Annotated in this window: 19 protein-coding genes; 3 read left to right on the forward strand and 16 right to left on the reverse strand. The window is 48.1% G+C overall.

The window, feature by feature from the left end:
* Positions 1 to 65: 65 nt before the first annotated feature.
* From hisIE to hprK, 13 genes are all read right to left on the reverse strand, one after another.
* The gene (hisIE, locus tag Q0785_RS15860) at positions 66 to 692 is read right to left on the reverse strand and encodes a bifunctional phosphoribosyl-AMP cyclohydrolase/phosphoribosyl-ATP diphosphatase HisIE (protein WP_298832001.1); all 627 of its coding nucleotides are present in this window, start codon (positions 690 to 692) and stop codon (positions 66 to 68) included.
* A complete protein-coding gene (gene hisF / locus Q0785_RS15865) occupies positions 689 to 1,441 on the reverse strand; it encodes an imidazole glycerol phosphate synthase subunit HisF (RefSeq protein WP_223641767.1) in 753 nt (250 codons plus the stop codon). The genes hisIE and hisF overlap by 4 nt, the downstream gene beginning before the upstream one ends.
* Entirely contained in the window at positions 1,435 to 2,163 is a 729-nt protein-coding gene (hisA, locus tag Q0785_RS15870) for a 1-(5-phosphoribosyl)-5-[(5-phosphoribosylamino)methylideneamino]imidazole-4-carboxamide isomerase (RefSeq protein WP_223641765.1), read from the reverse strand. Before hisA ends, hisF begins: the two co-directional genes overlap by 7 nt.
* Positions 2,156 to 2,785, reverse strand: a complete 630-nt coding sequence (hisH, locus tag Q0785_RS15875; RefSeq protein WP_298832006.1) for an imidazole glycerol phosphate synthase subunit HisH — start codon at positions 2,783 to 2,785, stop codon at positions 2,156 to 2,158. Before hisH ends, hisA begins: the two co-directional genes overlap by 8 nt.
* Complete coding sequence (hisB, locus tag Q0785_RS15880) at positions 2,782 to 3,369, reverse strand: imidazoleglycerol-phosphate dehydratase HisB (RefSeq protein WP_223641761.1); 588 nt, start codon at positions 3,367 to 3,369, stop codon at positions 2,782 to 2,784. The genes hisH and hisB overlap by 4 nt, the downstream gene beginning before the upstream one ends.
* Entirely contained in the window at positions 3,366 to 4,649 is a 1,284-nt protein-coding gene (hisD, locus tag Q0785_RS15885; RefSeq protein ID WP_298832011.1) for a histidinol dehydrogenase, read from the reverse strand. Before hisD ends, hisB begins: the two co-directional genes overlap by 4 nt.
* On the reverse strand, positions 4,646 to 5,272 hold the full coding sequence (hisG, locus tag Q0785_RS15890; RefSeq protein ID WP_215102112.1) for an ATP phosphoribosyltransferase: 627 nt from the start codon (positions 5,270 to 5,272) through the stop codon (positions 4,646 to 4,648). The genes hisD and hisG overlap by 4 nt, the downstream gene beginning before the upstream one ends.
* Positions 5,272 to 6,429 carry an ATP phosphoribosyltransferase regulatory subunit gene (locus Q0785_RS15895; protein ID WP_298832048.1) on the reverse strand — a complete coding sequence of 386 codons (1,158 nt, stop codon included), beginning with the start codon at positions 6,427 to 6,429 and terminating at the stop codon, positions 5,272 to 5,274. The genes hisG and Q0785_RS15895 overlap by 1 nt, the downstream gene beginning before the upstream one ends.
* Positions 6,430 to 6,561: 132 nt before the next feature.
* Positions 6,562 to 7,074, reverse strand: a complete 513-nt coding sequence (locus tag Q0785_RS15900; protein WP_298832051.1) for an acyltransferase — start codon at positions 7,072 to 7,074, stop codon at positions 6,562 to 6,564.
* Entirely contained in the window at positions 7,071 to 7,727 is a 657-nt protein-coding gene (ppaX, locus tag Q0785_RS15905) for a pyrophosphatase PpaX (RefSeq protein WP_298832054.1), read from the reverse strand. The genes Q0785_RS15900 and ppaX overlap by 4 nt, the downstream gene beginning before the upstream one ends.
* Complete coding sequence (locus tag Q0785_RS15910; RefSeq protein WP_298832056.1) at positions 7,724 to 8,659, reverse strand: nucleoside recognition domain-containing protein; 936 nt, start codon at positions 8,657 to 8,659, stop codon at positions 7,724 to 7,726. Before Q0785_RS15910 ends, ppaX begins: the two co-directional genes overlap by 4 nt.
* Before the next feature lie 20 nt (positions 8,660 to 8,679).
* Positions 8,680 to 9,492 carry a prolipoprotein diacylglyceryl transferase gene (gene lgt / locus Q0785_RS15915; protein WP_298832059.1) on the reverse strand — a complete coding sequence of 271 codons (813 nt, stop codon included), beginning with the start codon at positions 9,490 to 9,492 and terminating at the stop codon, positions 8,680 to 8,682.
* Between the two features lie 21 nt (positions 9,493 to 9,513).
* Positions 9,514 to 10,440, reverse strand: a complete 927-nt coding sequence (hprK, locus tag Q0785_RS15920; RefSeq protein ID WP_298832062.1) for an HPr(Ser) kinase/phosphatase — start codon at positions 10,438 to 10,440, stop codon at positions 9,514 to 9,516.
* A 167-nt stretch (positions 10,441 to 10,607) separates the two neighbouring features.
* Here hprK and Q0785_RS15925 point away from each other — a divergent pair, with 167 nt between their 5' ends.
* From Q0785_RS15925 to Q0785_RS15935, 3 genes are all read left to right on the forward strand, one after another.
* Positions 10,608 to 11,156, forward strand: coding sequence for an N-acetylmuramoyl-L-alanine amidase (locus Q0785_RS15925; protein WP_298832065.1), 549 nt, complete (start codon positions 10,608 to 10,610; stop codon positions 11,154 to 11,156).
* Between the two features lie 110 nt (positions 11,157 to 11,266).
* Positions 11,267 to 13,213 (forward strand): TetM/TetW/TetO/TetS family tetracycline resistance ribosomal protection protein, encoded by a 1,947-nt coding sequence (locus tag Q0785_RS15930; RefSeq protein ID WP_298832067.1) that lies wholly within the window; start codon positions 11,267 to 11,269, stop codon positions 13,211 to 13,213.
* 30 nt (positions 13,214 to 13,243) lie between these two features.
* Entirely contained in the window at positions 13,244 to 13,669 is a 426-nt protein-coding gene (locus Q0785_RS15935) for a DUF1801 domain-containing protein (RefSeq protein WP_298832070.1), read from the forward strand.
* A 43-nt stretch (positions 13,670 to 13,712) separates the two neighbouring features.
* On the opposite strand, the gene Q0785_RS15940 is transcribed toward Q0785_RS15935, so the two are convergent.
* The 3 genes from Q0785_RS15940 to Q0785_RS15950 form a co-directional block, all read right to left on the reverse strand.
* The gene (locus Q0785_RS15940; protein ID WP_298832072.1) at positions 13,713 to 14,948 is read right to left on the reverse strand and encodes a M20/M25/M40 family metallo-hydrolase; all 1,236 of its coding nucleotides are present in this window, start codon (positions 14,946 to 14,948) and stop codon (positions 13,713 to 13,715) included.
* 18 nt (positions 14,949 to 14,966) lie between these two features.
* Positions 14,967 to 15,410, reverse strand: a complete 444-nt coding sequence (locus Q0785_RS15945; protein WP_298832075.1) for a potassium channel family protein — start codon at positions 15,408 to 15,410, stop codon at positions 14,967 to 14,969.
* Positions 15,411 to 15,523: 113 nt separating this feature from the next.
* Positions 15,524 to 16,696: a DUF4097 family beta strand repeat-containing protein gene (locus Q0785_RS15950; RefSeq protein ID WP_223641713.1), complete on the reverse strand. Its 1,173-nt coding sequence runs from the start codon at positions 16,694 to 16,696 to the stop codon at positions 15,524 to 15,526.
* Between the last annotated feature and the right edge of the window lie 49 nt (positions 16,697 to 16,745).

Here is a 16,745-nt window from a genome sequence, read left to right on the forward strand (position 1 = left end):
AGTAAAAGGAACGATTAAAATCGCTCCTATACTCAAATGTGCTGTAATTATAGCATATTTCCTTATTATTTACTTGTCGTTTTTGTAGCGTGGCGGTCTTTTAATACATTGACCACTTGATCGATTCCCACTTTTTGTTCCTGCAGCAGCACCAAGGTGTGATAGAACAAATCGGCTGTTTCCATAGCCAGTTCCTCAGCATCCCGATTTTTTGCTGCAATGATGACTTCAGCCGCTTCTTCCCCGACTTTTTTGCAGATTTTATCTACGCCCTCTTCAAAGAGGTAGGTTGTATACGCGCCTTCAGGCATTTCTTCTTCACGAGCTTTGATCAAAGAGGTCAGCTGAGCGAACATATCTCCCGGAGATTCGTTGCGCTCGCCATGGATGGTCTCAAAGAAACAGCTGTCCTTGCCGGTGTGGCAAGCAGGTCCGTTCGGAATCACTTCATAGATCAGCGAATCGCCGTCGCAGTCCAGACGCACGGCCGTCACCTTTTGGGTATTGCCGCTGGTTGCTCCTTTGTTCCATAATTCGCTGCGGCTTCTTGAATACAGCCACGTTTCATTGGTGTCCATCGTTTTTTGGACTGCCTCTTCATTGGCATAAGCCAAAGTCAGAACTTCTTTTGTTTCGGCATTCTGGATAATAACGGGAATCAGCCCGTTTTGATCATATTGTATCGTTGTCATCGGACGTTCACTCCCTCTTTCCGTAAAAATTCTTTTACTTCAGCTACGCTGGTTTCTTTGTAATGGAAAATAGATGCGGCCAGTGCAGCGTCGGCATCCACTGTTTTAAAGACTTCGCTGAAATGCTCCTTGTTTCCTGCTCCGCCGCTGGCAATGACCGGTACTTCCACCGCTTCACGTACAGCTTGCGTCAATTCCAGGTCAAAGCCGTCTTTAGAGCCGTCTTTATCCATGCTGGTCAACAACAGTTCCCCGGCTCCAAGTTCCACGCTTTTTTTCGCCCATTCAATGGCATTCCACTTGGTTTTATTGCGCCCGCCATGTGTATAGACGTCCCAACTATCGCCATTCTTCTTGGCGTCGATGGCGACGACGATGCACTGGGAGCCGAAGAAGTCCGCCCCTTCTTTGATCAATTCCGGACGGTCGAGAGCCGCCGTGTTCAAAGACACTTTATCGGCGCCAGCCCGCAGCATGCGTTTCATATCCTCCAGGCTCCGGATTCCGCCTCCCACTGTAAAGGGAATCGACAGCTCTGTTGCAACGATCTTGACCACTTCAACCATGGTTTCCTTGCCTTCGTGGGAAGCCGAGATGTCCAGAAACACCAATTCATCGGCTCCTTGCTTATCATAAAAACGAGCCAGTTCTACTGGATCTCCAGCATCCCGCAGCGATACGAAACTTACGCCTTTGACGACGCGCCCTTCTTTGACATCCAGGCAGGGAATGATGCGTTTTGTCAGCATGACAATGCCTCCTCCAAGGTAAAGCGTTTTTCATACAGTGCTTTCCCTATAATAACACCGGCAATATTGCTATGGGTAGACGCCTTTTTTACATTGCGGACATCCTCCAATGAACCGATGCCGCCAGAGACAATGACTTGTGCTTCTTCAGAATCAGCCAATGCTTTGTTCGCTTCGATATTCGGTCCAGCTAAAGTTCCATCTGTTGCGATATCCGTGTAGATAAAATGCTTAGCACCTTTAGAAGCGAAATAGTTCGCCACTTCCGTTGCCGCCTGACCCGACGTTTCGATCCAGCCTTCTGTCGCGGCCATCCCATTTTTCGCATCTATGCCAATGACGATCCGGTCAGCACCGAACTCTTCGATAAATGACACGGCAAGCTCTGGATTGCGGATGGCAAGGCTTCCGATAATGACACGTGCAACACCATTCGATAAATAATGTTCGATATCTTCACGTGTCCGGATACCCCCGCCTACCTGGACGTTTGCACCCAATTTTGCAGCTTCGATAACGACTTGATCATTGATCCGAACACCATCTTTCGCACCGTCCAAATCGACCATATGTATCCACTGTGCTCCAGCCTCCACGAATTTCTTCGCCATGTCGACCGGAGAATCACCGTAGATGGTTTCCTGGGCATAATCTCCCTGGAATAGGCGTACACATTTTCCATCCCGCAAATCGATAGCGGGATAAATTTGAAACTTAGTCATGTAGGTTCCTCCTGACATTCGCAATCCATTGTTCTAATAAATAATGGCCAAAATCGCCTGATTTTTCCGGATGGAACTGCATACCTGTAATCAATCCGTTTCCGACTACTCCTGGAACGTCGTGGTTTCCGTAGCTAGCTGTCGCCCAGATTTCCTGATCATCGGTATTGACCGCCAAAAAGGAATGGACAAAATAAACATGCGTATCGCTCAAAACTTCATCCAACCAGTAGGGGACACGTGAAAATTCGAGGCTATTCCAGCCCATATGCGGAATCCGGTACGTTCCTTTTTCAAAACGGCGGATCTGCCCCTTCAACAAGCCCAACCCTTTGGTCGGTTTCACTTCCGAGCTGTCTTCATATAATAATTGCATGCCAAGGCAAATGCCAAGCAGCGGAATGTTTTTCTCAGGCAATGATCGGATGAATTCCGAAAGGCCTTTTTGGTCCAACAGCTCCATGGCATCCGGAAAAGCACCGACCCCAGGAAGAAGAATCCCTTCCGCTTCCAACAGTACTGCCGGGTCATCCGATACGATGACCGTACATTCCAATTTTTTCAATGCTTGCTCAACACTGAACAAATTGCCCATGCCGTAATCGATGATGCCGATGATCATGTCAACAGCCCCTTCGTCGACGGCACGCCTTTGACCCGTGGATCTATGCCTGTCGCTTCATCAAGCGCCCGTGCCAATGCCTTGAACACCGCTTCGATGATATGATGCGTATTTTTTCCGTAATGGACGATGACATGTACATTCATGCGTGCCTCAAGTGCGAATTTCCAAAGGAATTCCTGAACCAGCTCGGTGTCGAATGTCCCCACTTTTTCGTTTGGAAGTTCGCAGCGGAACTCCAGATGCGGCCGGTTCGAACAGTCGATGACCACTTGCGCCAGTGCGTCATCCATCGGCACAAACGCATTGCCGTAACGGCGGATGCCCTTTTTATCGCCAAGCGCTTCTTTAACAGCCTGGCCGAGTACGATGCCGATGTCTTCTGTCGTGTGGTGATCGTCGATATGGGTATCTCCATCTGCTTTGATGTCGCCATCAAACAAGCCATGCTTGATGAAAAGATCCAGCATATGATCCATAAATGGAACGCCTGTATCGATTGTCGATTTGCCTTCTCCATCCAATGAAAAATTGATGGCTACCTTGGTTTCATTGGTATTCCGCTTGATTTCAGCTTGTCTCATTGTCCATTCCCCTTTTCCCACGACCGCGATTCGACTGCACGTGCATGGCCTTCCAAACCTTCCAGGCGTGCAAGCCGTGCGATTTTGTCTTTATTGTTATGCCAAGCCTGTTCGCTATAACGGATAATACTGGTTCGTTTTATAAAATCATAGACAGATAATGCACTCGAAAAACGTGCCGTACTATTGGTCGGCAGGACATGATTGGTTCCCGCAAAATAATCGCCGATCGGTTCTGACGAATAGCGCCCGATAAAGATGGCACCGGCGTGCCGGATTTTATCCGCTACCGCTTCCGCATCCTCTGTCATGATCTCCAAATGCTCAGGAGCCAGTTGGTTGGCGGCTTCAATCAATTGCCCCATCGTCTCTCCCAGATAGATCATGCCGTGGTCCGCTATTGCCGGACTGGCGATGGCTTCACGCGGCAAAAGCGCCAGCTGCCTTTCCACTTCTTTGGAAACCGCATCAGCCAAAGCTTGGCTCGTGGTCAGCAACACTGCGCTGGCCATCGGATCGTGTTCTGCCTGCGATAATAGATCCGCTGCCACTTCGTCTGCATATGCGGAATCATCCGCGATTACAGCGATTTCACTCGGTCCGGCGATCATATCGATGGCGACATCGCCATTAACTTCCCGTTTGGCCAAAGCCACGAAAATATTTCCGGGACCCGTGATTTTATCGACCGGCAAGATGGATTGTGTGCCATACGCCAACGCAGCAATAGCCTGGGCACCACCCGACTTATACACTTCCGTAATACCCAGAATATGAGCAGCCGCCAGCACCCCATCGGACAAAGTGCCATCTTTGCCCGGAGGCGAAATCAAGACGATGCGCGCCACTCCAGCTACTTGAGCCGGGATGACGTTCATCAGTACGGACGATGGGTAAGCTGCTGTTCCGCCCGGCACGTAAAGTCCTGCAGATTCAATCGCTGTGACACGCTGGGCAACATAAGAACCGTCTTCATTGTCCAAGCGGTAGCCTTGTTGCTGCTGGCTTTCATGGTAGCTGCGAATATTTGTCGCCGCTTCTGTCAAATCCTCCAGCAGTTGGCGGTCGAATCGCTCGACCCCCTGGGCAATTTCCTCATCCGTTACACGGAGAGCAGAAAGTTTGGCGCCGTCCCATTTTTCAGCGTAGCGGAACATGGCCTGGTCTCCATTATCCCGAACATCCTGGATGATGTCTTTCACAGCTGCGACTTGCTGTCCGGTGCCTTCTGCGATGGTTCTTCTGATGGAGATTCCTGCTGATAAACGAGTTACTTTCATACGCTCGCCTGCTTTCTCAACTTCTCAACCAATTCCGTAATGCGCTTCTGCTTCAAGCGGTAGCTTACCGGATTGGCAATCAAACGCGACGTGATATCGACGATCTTCTCATATTCGACTAAGCCATTTTCCTTCAAGGTTTTGCCGGTCGAGACGATATCCACAATACGGTCCGCCAAGCCGATCATCGGCGCCAGTTCAATGGAACCGTTCAATTCGATGATTTCGACTTGTTCACCTTTGCCTCTATAATACTGCGAAGCCACTTTCGGATATTTGGTCGCGACACGCGGCGTCACTTCATTCATCGGAGTGTCCGGCATGCCGGCAGTCGCGATGTAGCAGCGGCTGATCCCAAGGTCCAATAATTCATAGACATCCCGGTCATGCTCGAGCATGACATCTTTCCCGGCGATGCCGATATCCGCTACTCCATGTTCCACATATGCCGGAACATCCATCGGCTTTGAAAGAATAAAACGGATATTCTCATTCGGCGCTTCAACAATCAATTTGCGTGAATCGTCGAGTTCCTTCGGCAGGTCGTAGCCGGCCTTCACTAATAATTCGTAAGCTTCTTCAAATATACGCCCTTTAGGCATTGCAATCGTTAATGCATCCATCAATTGGCACCTTCCATTCGTAGGACTTTACTGAACAGCCCGCTGAATTCATCGATCGCCAAAACTGCTGGCGCAAATTGCAGCGTGACCCGGACTCCCTGTTCGCGGAGTTTCTGTGCTTCATCGAACGCCTGGTCTTCACCCTGTTCATCAAAGAGGATCAAGGTATGATTTTCCTGCTCTGGAACAGCAGAGATGATTTCCAGCAGCCGGTCGACACGCAGCCCGAAGCCCGTTGCGCCGACCTGCAGCCCGAATTGCTTCATCAGACCGTCATAACGGCCGCCGTTGCCGAGCGAAAAGCCGCTGCCTGCTCCATATACTTCAAACACCAATCCGGTGTAATAGGTCATGTGGCTGTTAAATGATAAGTCGTAGGTGATCGCGTCGGACAAACCGCTGCGATCCAATATTTTCTTCAATTTCTTCATGTCTTCGAATAAAGAATTTTGTTTCGCATTGTGGGGATCGATCCATTGCTGCCATTCTTCGACGTTTGACGTGGACATCAATCCGATGAACGATTCCAGTCTGGAAGGTTCTATCGGCAATTGCTTGGCCAAACTTTCAAACCCAACGCTGTTCTTCGAAACAAAAGCAGCATGGACTTTTTCGATCTGCTCCTGGTCTAAGCCGAAATCCTGCAGGATCAGCTGCAGCAATTGCGTATGGCCGATCACGAAGCGGCTGGATTTGATATTCAAATTTTTTAAGATATTCCATGCCAGAATGATGACTTCTGCATCGGCGTATAAAGAATCGTCGCCGATCAGTTCCACACCCATCTGTTCAAATTCAGCAGGCCGGCCGCCTTCGCGCTTTTGGGCGCGGAAAACGTTCGAATAATAGCCGAGTCTGACCGGCATCTTTTCTTTCAGTAACTTGGAAGCAGCTACACGGGCGATCGGTGAAGTCATATCCGGCCGCAACACCAACGTCTCTCCTTGACTGTCCAATAATTTGAACAACGCATTATCAGCGATGGCCGAGATTTTGCCGATTGTTTCGTAATATTCCAATGTCGGTGTCTGCAGCAGATCATAGCCTGCCTGTTGGATTATGGATGTTCCATTTGCGCGGAGTTCCGCTTTCTTTTTCGCGATAAATGGGAAATCGTCTCTCATGCCTAACGGTTTTTCGAACATTTGTATGGTCATTCATAAAACTCCCTAATATTGGTTATTTTACTTTAGTTCGCTAATGTGGTGAAGTAATTATTATTTTAGCGCATTTTTCCATCCATCGTCAAGAGATATCCTCGAAAAAAACCCTGAAAGCAGTGGTTGCTTTCAGGATTTTGCTTGGCGCTCTGCCATTTGTTCAGCTGTATAGATGATGCTCATCGGATTTCCACCGACAAAAGCTCCAGCTGGCACATCTTTATGGACGAGCGTGGCAGCGGAAACGATCGCGCCGTTTCCGATAGTGATGCCGGGCAAAATCGTGGTGTTTGCTCCGATCATGACGCGATCTCCGATGACTACGTCGCCGAGCCGATATTCATCTATTAAATATTCATGTGCAAGTATTGTTGTATTATAGCCGATTACTGAGTTTTTCCCGACCGTAATCCGTTCCGGAAACATGACGTCGGGCATGACCATCAACGCAAAAGAAGAATGCTCTCCGATTTTCATTTTAAGGAAAGCTTTATACATCCAATTTTTCATCGGCAAAAACGGTGTATATCTGGCTGTCTGGATCACCAAAAAATTTTTGGCCACCTTCCAGAAAGGGACAGTTTTGTATATATGCCAAAGCGAATTCGGACCTTCCACAAAATGGCGTTGTGTGTTTCTCATTTTACGGCCACTTTCGTCAATTCCAGCAAATCACTGATATGCTGCAGCATGAAGTCCGGTTTGTACCCGGCCAGAAATTCTTCGCCTTTTGCCGCCCAGGCCACGCCTGCCGTCCGTACCCCTGCATTTTTGCCGCCTTCGATGTCGTGCGAGTTGTTGCCGATCATCAAAGCTTCGTCATGGGAAGCGCCTAATTGCTCCAATGCCAGATGCAAAGGTTCTGGGTCCGGTTTCGGGTTGCTGACATGATCCAGGCCGACCAGCACATCAAACACATCGCTGACACCCATCAATGCCAATCCGTGGCGAATGGTTTCGCTTCTTTTGGTTGAGACGATTGCCATTTTCAAGCCGCGCGCTTTCAACAATCGCAGCGTTTCAGCCACTCCGTCGTATTCTTCGACCAATTCATCGTGCATCATCCGATTGAGGGAGCGGTACTGAACTGTCAGCTCTTCTACACGATCCGGATCGATGGCCATAAACGTCTGTTCGAGCGACGGACCGATAAAATGCAAAGCATCTTCACGACCGAAACGCCCCGGATAATGCTCATCCAGAACGGTCAAGAAGGTCTGGATGATCAATTCATTGGTATCCAGTAAAGTGCCGTCAAAATCGAATAATAAGGTATTGATCTGTTTTGCCGTCATGTAGAAACCACTTCCTTCTCTTTTTCTTCCGCTTTACGCCACATGTAGGAAACAAAAATAGTCAGCCCGAGTGCCGTAACCACGCGGATGGCCAACAGCGGCCATATCGGGATCCCAAGTGGAATGAAAATCAACGTATCTTCTACGATAGCATGGCAGGCTACCAGGAAGATGAACACCAAGGTCGCATCTTTTTTGCTGACGCCATCTTCCTGCACCGCCTGGATCATGACCCCTGCTCCCATGGCCAATCCAAAAATCAGTCCGGAAGCAAGCGTCAAGGAAGCGTTCTTCTCTACACCCAACAGACGTGTCAATGGTCCAAGCATCGTGGAGATTTTCTGCAGGTATTTTTTATCTTTCAAAATTTGAATCATGATCATCAATGGAATCACGATCATCGCTAATTGCAGGACGCCGAACGAAGCTTTTTCCAGCCCGATCAGCAAGATCCCCATCCAGCTTTCGGGTGCGGCAGCCGCTTCAGGAGCAAAGCCGTATTGGGCTACTTCGCCGCCGCCTTTCCACAGCAGGTTGATGATGATGGCCGATAATCCAGCAAGACCAAAGCGGACGACCAACACCACCCACAGCTTGACGCCTACTTTCAGCGCCACTCCAGTTTCAATGAAGATATTATGGGAGAAGGACAGCATGACCGCCAAAATGAAAACTTCCTTGACCGTCAGCTCCAATGACAGGATACCGGCAATTCCGGCATACAGATTCAGCGCGTTCCCAAGGACCAGCGGTATGGCAGCGTCGCCGCTTAAACCGAACAAGCCCATGATCGGCGCCACTAAATCGATGATAAAAGGCAGAACCGGAGTATATTGAAGCATGGTGACGAGCAGAGTGATCGGGAAAATGATTTTCCCCAATGCCCAGGTCGTCTTCAACCCTGCTTTCAATCCATTTTTTAATGTCGACATCTGATCTCTCTTTTCATAAATTAATTGTCTTTATAATGCGGTGGGTTTTTGATTGCCGTGCGGCGGTACACGATAAATACCACGGCGATGATGATTGCAACTACCGACACCAACTGGGCAGCACGGAGTTCACCAACCACATAGAGGCTGTCTGTCCGCATTCCTTCGATGAAGAAGCGGCCAACAGAATACCAGATCATATAGAAGAAAAATATTTCTCCGCGTACCAAATTGACTTTCCGCAGCAGCAGCAAAATAATGATGCCCACGAAACTCCACATGGATTCATACAGGAAAGTCGGGTGGTAATAAGCCCCATCTATGTACATATGATTGATGATCCAATCGGGAATGAATAGATTTTCCAGAAAAGCACGGGACACTTCTCCGCCATGAGCTTCCTGGTTGATGAAATTGCCCCATCGGCCAATCGCCTGGCCGATCAGGATGCTCGGCGCCAAAATATCCGCCACTTTCAAAAAGGAGGTATTGCGTTTTTTGGTGAACAGATACGCGACAATCACGGATGCAATCAATGCGCCGTGGATGGCAATGCCGCCATTCCAGATGGCAATGATCTGTCCGGGATTGTCTTTGTAATGGTCCCATTCAAACGCGACATAGTAAATGCGGGCGCCGACTATTGCCAACGGCACCGCCCAAATCAATAAATCCGTTAAATACTCAGGGTGCAACCCCCGTTTGACCATTTCACGCTGTCCCACCAAAAAGGCGACGACAATGCCAAAGGCAATGATGACACCATACCACTGGACCGATATTGGGCCCAGTGAAAAAGCGGTCGGGTCTATTGAAGCTAATATTGAAAACATCTTGTGCACCTACCCATTCGCTTAGTTTGTATCTTGTGCAATGACATCATCCAGACGCTTCGAAAACTCTTCAGCGGCATTGACGCCCATCCGTTTCAGGCGATAATTCATCGCTGCAACTTCGATGATGACGGATAAATTTCGTCCAGGACGAACAGGAATTGTCAGCTTTGTCAGGTGCGTATCGATGATCTTCATCTTTTCTTCTTCAAGTCCTAGACGGTCATAGGTTTTATCCTGATCCCAAATCTCCAAATCGATAACCAAAGAAATACGTTTGAACGTCCGAATGGCGCTTGCTCCGAACAAGGTCATAATATCGATGATTCCAACTCCTCGAATTTCGAGCAAGTGCTCTATCAGTTTTGGAGAATGGCCGACCAGTGTATTCTCGCCTTCCTGATGTATTTCCACACAATCATCCGCCACCAGACGATGGCCTTTTTTGACAAGTTCCAGCGCTGTCTCACTTTTACCGACACCGCTTTTTCCTGTCAGCAACACCCCTACGCCGTAAATATCAACAAGCACACCATGAATGGCCGTTGTAGGTGCCAATTGGCTTTCCAGAAAATTTGTCAGCAAACTGGAAAAGCGCGTTGTTGACATGGGTGTAGTCATAACAGGAACATGACGGCTGCTTGAAGCGATCACCAATTCTTCCGGAACTGGAACGCCGTGCGAAACGATGATAGCCGGTGTATCGTCGGTGCATAGTTTCATCATGCGGTCCAGCCGCTCTTCCGGTAATAGCATAGAAAAAAAAGAAAGCTCGGTTTTTCCGAGCAGCTGCACACGGTTTGCCGGATAATGGGTGAAATAACCGGCCATTTCCAATCCGGGCCTTGAAATATCACTGATGGGTATATGTCGGCCGATGCCCTCTTCTCCGCTGATCAAATCCAGCTCGAATGTTTCCATCACTTGTTTTGTTGTTACTTGTCCCATTTGTTACCCCTCATTCCTTATCCACACATTATTTCGAATTTTCATCGAAGTTGTTCTTTTTGCATGCGGTTTGCTTTTATTTTAACATGGAAAAATTATATTTGAAGATTTTTGTCCCCTTTGGCGGTCTCTTCCACTATATAGACCGCAAAAGGAGGGATTTGAAAATGAAGATAATGATTGATGCCGGACATGGGCCAGACACGCCCGGAAAGCGTTCGCCCGATGGCAGGCTGAGGGAATTCCATTTTAATTCGGCCGTTGCGGAAGAGGTCAAAAAGCGATTGGTGATGGACGGACACAGTGTATTTTTTAGCCATCAAAACGATGTGGATGTTCCGCTGCATGAACGTACAGCACTCGCAAACCGGTTGAAGGTGGACTTGTTCGTTTCCATCCATGCGAATGCTATGGGCAATTCATTCAATTCGGCCAATGGACTGGAAACCTTCACCTACAGCCGGCCACAGGCAGTAACGAGAGAACTTGCAGTCAAAGTCCAAAGCTCTCTGTTGCTGGTGACGGGGCGGAAAGACCGTGGAGTCAAGCAAGGCGATTTTGCTGTTCTCCGCGACACGCATATGCCGGCCATCCTCGTGGAATGCGGCTTTATGACGCATAAACAAGAGGTGGAACTGCTCAAGTCTGCCGCTTACCGGAAACGCTGTGCTTTGGGCATCTGTTTTGGGATCGCTTGTTTCGACGCAGACCGTTGATTACTTTTCAATTGGATAAACCGCACCTGAACGCGAAAGCCACATCGGCTTTCGCGTTTTTCGTATTCCATATATAAAATCTGCTAAACTGGAGCTAAAGAGGTGACCTCATGAAGAAAACAATTGGAATTCTTGCGCATGTCGATGCTGGCAAGACCACATTCTCAGAGCAATTGCTGTACCACACAAAAAGCATCCGCCAGCGGGGGCGGGTCGATCACCAAAATGCTTTTCTCGACAGCCATGCCATCGAAAAAAACCGCGGCATTACAATTTTCGCCGATCAAGCTTATTTTTCATTTAACGGATCGACTTATTTTCTTATCGACACCCCCGGACATGTCGACTTTTCCCCGGAAATGGAACGCTCGGTTCAAGTGATGGATTACGCCATCATCATCGTCAGTGCAGTCGATGGCATTGAAGGCCATACCGAAACCGTCTGGCAGCTTCTGCAAAAACACAAGATACCGGTCTTTTTCTTCATCAACAAAACCGATCGTGAAAGTGCTGATGCTGCCACTGTGCTGCAGGAAATCCGTTCGCACCTTTCCGTTGATGCCTGCACGATCACCGAGTCTTATCGCGCCGGAACCATGACTGAAGAGCTGATTGAATTCATCGCTGAGCGGGATGAAGCCTTATTCACCCGATACCTCGAAACGGGGTACGATGAAGAACTTTGGATGAAAGCTTTTCAACGCATGATTGCCGCCAATCAAATTTTCCCTTGCGCCAGCGGTTCCGCCCTGCAGGATACTGGCATTCAGGAATTCCTTATGCAACTGGATGGATTGACGTTCAGTTCCTATTCCGACAGTGAAGAATTTGGCGCCCAAATCTACAAAATCCGCCATGATGAAAACGGCAATCGGATCTGTTTTCTTAAAGCCTTCAGCGGAACACTCCAAGTTCGCGATAAATTGACATATGGCCCGAATGACCTTGAAGAAAAAGTCACACAGATCCGGGTTTATAGCGGCGACAAATTTCACACCGTTGAACAGGCACGGGCGGGTGAACTGTTTGCCATCGCTGGTTTATCAGAAGCTGCAATCGGCGATACCCTCGGCGTCAGGCAGAAGAGTTTCAACTCCCAAATGATGCCGACATTAAAATCGACTGTCCTTTTTGATTCGGCCGTCCATGTAAAAGAAGTGCTGGGCAGCTTCAAAATCCTCGGTGCTGAAGACCCTTCCCTATCCGTTTACTGGGATGAATATTTTCAACAGATACAAATCCAGGTCATGGGCGCCATCCAGTTGGAAGTTTTGGAGCAAGTGGTTTTTGAACGGTTTGGCCACAAGGTCCAATTTGGCGAACCGGAAATTTTATATAAAGAAACCATCGAGTTGCCGGTTATGGGATACGGCCATTTCGAGCCGCTTCGCCATTATGCGGAAGTTCATCTGGAAATCGAACCAGGCGAACGCGGCAGCGGTTTCCAGTTAGACAACGTCTGCCATGCCGACGCATTATCTGTCGGCCATCAAAACCTCATTCTCCATCATCTGACAGAGCGCGATCACCACGGCTTGCTGACCGGCTCTCCTTTGACGGATGTAAAAGTGACCTTAACGACCGGACGCGGCCACAATCAGCACACGTCCGGCGGCGACTTCCGGGAAGCCGCTTTCCGCGCACTTCGCCAAGGCTTGGAGCAGGCACAAAACCGGTTGCTCGAACCGATGTACCGATTCAAAATAAAAGTCGACCTCGAACAGATGGGAAAAGTGCTTTCCGATATTCAACAGGCTTATGGCAGCTTTCAAGCACCTGAAACAAAAGATGGAAAAACGACGATTGAAGGCCGCGTACCCGTTGCCACATTCATGAACTATAGTTCGGAATTCGCTGCCTTCACACATGGCAAAGGAGCCCTCAGCCTGCTGTTCGACGGCTATGATTTCTGTCATAATGAAGATGAAGTGATTGCCCGGATCGGCTATGCAAAAGATGCAGATCCCCTCTATACATCCACCTCCATCTTCTGTGCCAAAGGCCAAGGCTATAAAGTTCCGTGGGAAAAGGCAGAAAAAGCGATGCATTGCTTATAAAATCCAACTGAAGGAAAAGAGGGATTGGCCATGTACGAACAAAAAACAAAAGAAACCGATGCCGATGTCATAGCGTTCATCGAATCGGTCGACCACCCGAAAAAACGCCAGGATGCCTATAAACTGCTCGAATTATTCGAGCAGGCCAGTGGTTTTTCACCGAAAATGTGGGGATCCAGCATCATCGGCTTCGGCAGCTATCATTATGTATACAAAACGGGCCATGAAGGCGATGCGCCGCTTGTCGGATTTTCTCCCCGGAAAGCGAAAATCAGCCTGTATTTTGCAACCGGCGATGAAAAACGTGGACCTTTGCTCGAGAAATTAGGCAAGCACACTACCGGCAAAGCCTGTGTCTATATCAATCAAACAGACGACGTTGACCTCGACGTCCTGCAGCAATTGATCAGGCAGTCCATCGATTTTCTGCAGGATTTGTATCCAGATAAAAAATGAAGAAATCCGGATGGCCATCATAGGCTGTCCGGATTTTTGTTTTTTAAAGCAATGGCCGACTGATCTTTTCGACCCCAACCAGTCCCAAGATCGTCATCAAACTTTTTTGGATAGCCAAATGGCCATTTTTCGGATTATGCCACTCTTCAAGGGTATGTGCTTTATCAAACTCTCCGCCAAGACCGATAGTGATGGCGGGTACTCCGATGCTCATCGGATAATTCGCATCCGTGCTGCTCGGTTCCTTCAATTCGGGTGCCGCACCAAGCGACCGGATTGCCCCGCTCGCCACTTGTACGATCGGCTCATCCGCAGATTGACTCGCCGGTGGACGATTGCCGAAACGATCGACTTCAACCTGCAGGCGGTCATCCCTCCACCGTGTATTTTCAGCTTGTGCCGCTTCTTTTACGATTTCAAGAAAATGCTGCTCCAATTTATCCAATTGCTGTTGATCATTGGATCGAAGATCGACCAGCATCGAAGCTTCCTGTGCAATGGCGTTTACCGATGTTCCACCGGAAACTTCTCCGATTGAAAAAGTCGTCTTCGGCTCGCTTGGCGTTTCCAGGTCAGCGATTGCAGCCATCGCCCTCCCTAATGCATGCGTCGCACTGGGTGTACCAAATGCCGCAAAACTATGTCCCCCAGGTCCTTTATATGTAACTTTATAACGATAGCTTCCTGTCGCCAAATAGGTGATGGCATTAGAACCAGGTCCATCCAGTGACAGGAAAGCGTCAATATCCCGGTGCTCTGTAAAAAAGGCTTTTACCCCGCGCAAATCTCCGGCTCCTTCCTCGCCGACTGTTCCGCCGAAGATGATATCCCCGCTATTTTCAATAGCCGCTTCATTGAAGGCTCTTACTACTGCCAGCAATTCGGCCAAACCGCGGGTATCATCTCCAATTCCAGGCGCATGAAGCACTCCATTTTTCTGATGGACTGTAGTATCGGTCCCTTCAGGGAAAACTGTATCCAAGTGCGCAGACACAAAAACCTTAGGTCCTTGCCCCTTCCCTTTTCGCAGCCCATAAACATTCCCTTCCGAATCCATACGGACTTCTTCCAATCCCAGATCTTTCAGACGCATCATGAATTCTTCAGCACGCTGCTGTTCTTTGAATGGCGGCGCCGGAATTTCCGTCAAGGCAATCTGCTCTTCGATGGTGCGCTGATGGTCCTGTTCAATAAATGCGAGTGCCTGTTGAATTGCAGTATCCTTCATCAATTCATCAAAAGCTTCTTTTATCGTAGCAGCCTTATTTGTATCCACCATATCCCATCCTTCTATCACTTAGTTTTCTTCACCTTTTTTATCGCTGCGGTTTCCTTGTCCTTCTTTTTCATGCCTCCCCATTTCATCGAATGCTTTAACAAAATAAGCGGACGGCAATAACAATGCTGCCTGAACTACAGCGAAAAAGCGGGCATAACCCATCGGCACCAAATCCCCATAACCGATGGATAACATCGTCACTCCACTAAAGTATAAATAATCCCAAAAATTTTCTCCTGCTCTTCTCCCTGTTTCATCATTCAGCCTTAAAGTATCATTGTTGAACGCCAATAAATAATAGATGAGCGCAAAGCCAAAGGTAACTACTGTCATGATGATGAATAACTTTGTAAATAGCGAAGTATGGATGTAACTTTCTTTATGCTGTTGATTCGTGAAAAAGTAGTACAGATGGAGTAGCATCAAAATGACGGTGAAGCCGATCAAAATAGTCGCGATCATATCCCAAAACCTTTCTTTTATTCAAATAGTAAGATAAAAACCACGAAAACACCAACTATGTGAATTTAGAAAAAAAAGCCGGCACTGCATACCTGTGCCGGCTTGAATAGTAGTTATTCGATTGTTAAGTACCGCAACAGGACAGAACCTGTCTTGGTTTCTCCATAGACCAATAATGGAGCAGCAGCCGGTTCAGTTCCCTGTTTTGAGAATCGGATCGACTTTTGCATAAATTGTCCTTGTTCGTGCGTACTGTCGATGTCAGAAAGCAAGACATCCATCTTGCCCAAGTTTGAAGAAACTTCACCTTTTAGAGGCAAGTGGGAAGGAATGTAAAGCTCGACATTGCCTGCCAACGTTTTTGTTTCCAACTTACGGGCTTCTTTGCATCTTGTCGTCGCGACAATATTGCCGTTCAATGACTTGGATACGATGGTCTGAATATCGCCATCAATATAGATGCGGCCGTTCAAGGTTTCCGCTTCCAATACCTTGCCTTTCGTTTCCTGGACGTGAATCGCGCCATTCGCTGTTTCCAATTCTGCATCGTCGAATTCCACATGCTTCAGGTCGATTTTGCCGTTTGCTGTTTTTACTTTGACCAATGCAGCATCAATGCGTTTCATGGTGAATCCACCATTAAACAAGCGGGCAGTGATGTGCTCATAGGAAGCTTCCGGAACATACAGGATGACATTTACTTGAGTGGTCTTCAAATCGCTGATGATCCGAAGTTTATGGTCATCGGCAATAAAGACGAACTTATCAAGAAAATCCACTTTTGCCTGTGCCGGCGACTCGGAACGATATGCCTTGACGCTGCATTCTGCTCGCAGTAAGCCATCCTGGGACGGGAAAATTTCCAACTGGCCATTGGCGATATCCGCAATGATGGTATTCAAGTCCGTCATTTCATCTGTGAACGTATGGCTGAATTGAACCGCTTCACCGAATGGCGAGTCGAATTCCATCGTTTTTAACTTGCCGACAGAAGTCTGCATAAAATCCATCATCCGGGTACCCAAGTCATTGAAGTCACGCGAAACATTTTTTGAGACATTCTTTGAAACGTTTTTCGAGAAATCCTTCGATACTTTCTTGACGATGTCTTCCGGTCTGAAAAATCCACGCTTCGCTGATTTATCTTTTTGGTTATTGCGGCCATAATTCGGTTCATTCGAAGAAGAACTGCTGCCATCTATAGCACGCAGCAACTCAACGGCTTCGCGCGCAGAAATCGTACCGTTCTCAACCATATCCAAAATGCGTTCTTTTTCGCTTTGCATGTATTGCGGCCTCCTCATTGTCTGATTGTCCAAGTGAAAATCACTTGGA

It is taken from the genome of uncultured Planococcus sp., assembly GCF_947501725.1.
In the GTDB taxonomy this organism is placed as follows: Bacteria; Bacillota; Bacilli; order Bacillales_A; family Planococcaceae; genus Planococcus; species Planococcus donghaensis_C.

Coding starts and splice junctions, on each gene's coding strand:
- hisIE (WP_298832001.1), bottom strand. CDS start 692: ATGACAACGATACAATATGATCAAAACGGGCTGATTCCCGTTATTATC.
- Q0785_RS15940 (WP_298832072.1), bottom strand. CDS start 14,948: ATGGTGGATACAAATAAGGCTGCTACGATAAAAGAAGCTTTTGATGAA.
- Q0785_RS15900 (WP_298832051.1), bottom strand. CDS start 7,074: ATGAGAAACACACAACGCCATTTTGTGGAAGGTCCGAATTCGCTTTGG.
- hprK (WP_298832062.1), bottom strand. CDS start 10,440: ATGGGACAAGTAACAACAAAACAAGTGATGGAAACATTCGAGCTGGAT.
- Q0785_RS15930 (WP_298832067.1), top strand. CDS start 11,267: ATGAAGAAAACAATTGGAATTCTTGCGCATGTCGATGCTGGCAAGACC.
- hisH (WP_298832006.1), bottom strand. CDS start 2,785: ATGATCATCGGCATCATCGATTACGGCATGGGCAATTTGTTCAGTGTT.
- Q0785_RS15945 (WP_298832075.1), bottom strand. CDS start 15,410: ATGATCGCGACTATTTTGATCGGCTTCACCGTCATTTTGATGCTACTC.
- Q0785_RS15895 (WP_298832048.1), bottom strand. CDS start 6,429: ATGACCATACAAATGTTCGAAAAACCGTTAGGCATGAGAGACGATTTC.
- hisA (WP_223641765.1), bottom strand. CDS start 2,163: ATGACTAAGTTTCAAATTTATCCCGCTATCGATTTGCGGGATGGAAAA.
- Q0785_RS15925 (WP_298832065.1), top strand. CDS start 10,608: ATGAAGATAATGATTGATGCCGGACATGGGCCAGACACGCCCGGAAAG.
- Q0785_RS15935 (WP_298832070.1), top strand. CDS start 13,244: ATGTACGAACAAAAAACAAAAGAAACCGATGCCGATGTCATAGCGTTC.
- hisD (WP_298832011.1), bottom strand. CDS start 4,649: ATGAAAGTAACTCGTTTATCAGCAGGAATCTCCATCAGAAGAACCATC.
- Q0785_RS15950 (WP_223641713.1), bottom strand. CDS start 16,696: ATGCAAAGCGAAAAAGAACGCATTTTGGATATGGTTGAGAACGGTACG.
- hisF (WP_223641767.1), bottom strand. CDS start 1,441: ATGCTGACAAAACGCATCATTCCCTGCCTGGATGTCAAAGAAGGGCGC.
- Q0785_RS15910 (WP_298832056.1), bottom strand. CDS start 8,659: ATGTCGACATTAAAAAATGGATTGAAAGCAGGGTTGAAGACGACCTGG.
- ppaX (WP_298832054.1), bottom strand. CDS start 7,727: ATGACGGCAAAACAGATCAATACCTTATTATTCGATTTTGACGGCACT.
- hisB (WP_223641761.1), bottom strand. CDS start 3,369: ATGAGACAAGCTGAAATCAAGCGGAATACCAATGAAACCAAGGTAGCC.
- lgt (WP_298832059.1), bottom strand. CDS start 9,492: ATGTTTTCAATATTAGCTTCAATAGACCCGACCGCTTTTTCACTGGGC.
- hisG (WP_215102112.1), bottom strand. CDS start 5,272: ATGGATGCATTAACGATTGCAATGCCTAAAGGGCGTATATTTGAAGAA.